General features: G+C 61.3%; 1 protein-coding gene. It reads left to right on the forward strand.

What is annotated here, in order from left to right:
- Window positions 1–79: 79 nt before the first annotated feature.
- A complete protein-coding gene (locus tag C1Y63_RS12335) occupies window positions 80–1,567 on the forward strand; it encodes a glycosyltransferase (protein WP_106016740.1) in 1,488 nt (495 codons plus the stop codon).
- The last annotated feature ends 151 nt before the right edge of the window (window positions 1,568–1,718 follow it).

A 1,718-nucleotide genomic window follows, 5' to 3' on the forward strand; every position in this document is an offset into this window, starting at 1 on the left:
GGCCCTTGTTCGGGCCGAGCATGAATCATCCGTAGCGATGGCTTAAGTCGCCCGGGCCGAAAAACTAGGTCACTCCAGTGTGTCCGAGCGCGTTCACATCTTGGATTACGTGTCCGCAGAGGCTGTGTCGACCTACATCTCGACCGCTGATATTGGTGTGTCGCCGCTGTTGCCCACCCCGGCCCACCACCAGGCCGCGCCGACCAAGGTGCGCGAGTACGTGCACGCAAAGCTTCCCTGCGTGGTCAGTGACATGCGGGTCCAGTCGAAGTTCGTCAAGGATCTGGGCATTGGCCGCGTCTACGAGGCTGGTAATGCGCAGGCGCTTGCCGACGCCTTCCAATACTGCATCGACCACAAGGACGAATTGGTGGCGAAGTACACCGATGCGGTAATTTTCGAAAACTCCTGGGAGTACTTCGAGGAGGTCATGAAGGAGCACTGGGAGGCACTGCTTCCCCCGGAAATCGAAGCTCCCGAGCCGACCACCTCTGAGCCTGCGCGCCGCATCATCTTCTGCAACGAGCACCTCAACGACGAGCCCGGTCGACCTGGCCTGTTCGCTAACCCGGAGCAGCTCGAAGCAATTGAGGAAGAGCTCACGCGCCGCGGCTGGGAAATCGACCACGAACTGCCGAAGCTGCCCCGCATGGCGGGTTCTCTGTCCCAGGGTCGCTTCATCGAGTCGCCCGACGGCCGGCTCTTCCAAGAGTTCTTCGAACGCGAATACCCCAGCGTCGCTGCCGTGGTTTACACCGGTGACCTGCAGATCGTTGAACGCTGGCCCAACATTCACTCCTCCGGTCTACTGACAGGGGCCGGCGTGACGACGCAGCGCATCGTCGACAACCGAACACTGCGCAACGTCACCGCGCTCGTGGCACGCTACCCCGATCACTGGGTCAACGACCTCGGTGAGGAAGGACTCGCCAAGCTCGAACGTCAGAGCCGCCGCAGCCGATCTCTCACCGTAAAGGCTCACCAATCGATCCTCGCACGTGACCCCCTTACCGCGTTGTCCTTCGGCGATAATACTGACTATCTGCCTGCCCTAGTGACCAACATTGTGGAGGCGCCGGTCAACCATGAAGGCCCCACCGTCGTTGGCTTTATTGGTGACGTGCGTCGCGGCGCAGCCGAAACGGAGATTGTGGAAAGCATTGCCCTCGACGGTGCGATGGGTGACGACTTCGACGTCGTGGAACTCAACGCCGACTCCACCTTCAATGAGATGTGCGCCTGCGACATTGTCATCGACGCGCTCAGCGAAGACTTCCCCACCGAGGTCGGCCTGCGCGCCATGGGTGCCGGCGCCGCCGTCATCGTGGGCCAAGCCGCCGAGTACCCTGCCCAGGGCGCAGAAGAATTCGCCCCCATGGGCGAGATGCACGGCCCCTGGATCAACACCTCCGCCGCTGATCTGCGTGACACCCTCATGGATCTGCTGACGGATGAGTCCGCGCGTGAAACCGCCAGACGCGCAGCTGCTCAGTACGTTGAAGAAAACAACAGCGTGCAGGCAGTCACGGACAAACTGATCTCGGCACTGAAGCTCGACCTTCGCTAGATTCTCCGCCGTTGGCTTGTACCCCACCGTACGGCACAAGCTAACGGCGCCACCCTGGGGTTGCGGCGAGACAGTGGAATGCCCCGGTTTTTTCGGTCCACTCGACTTGAGTGTCGCGTGACCCCTCCTACCAGGAGGAAAGGGAAAATCA

This window comes from Corynebacterium sp. 13CS0277 (assembly GCF_002994655.1).
Classification (GTDB): domain Bacteria; phylum Actinomycetota; class Actinomycetes; order Mycobacteriales; family Mycobacteriaceae; genus Corynebacterium.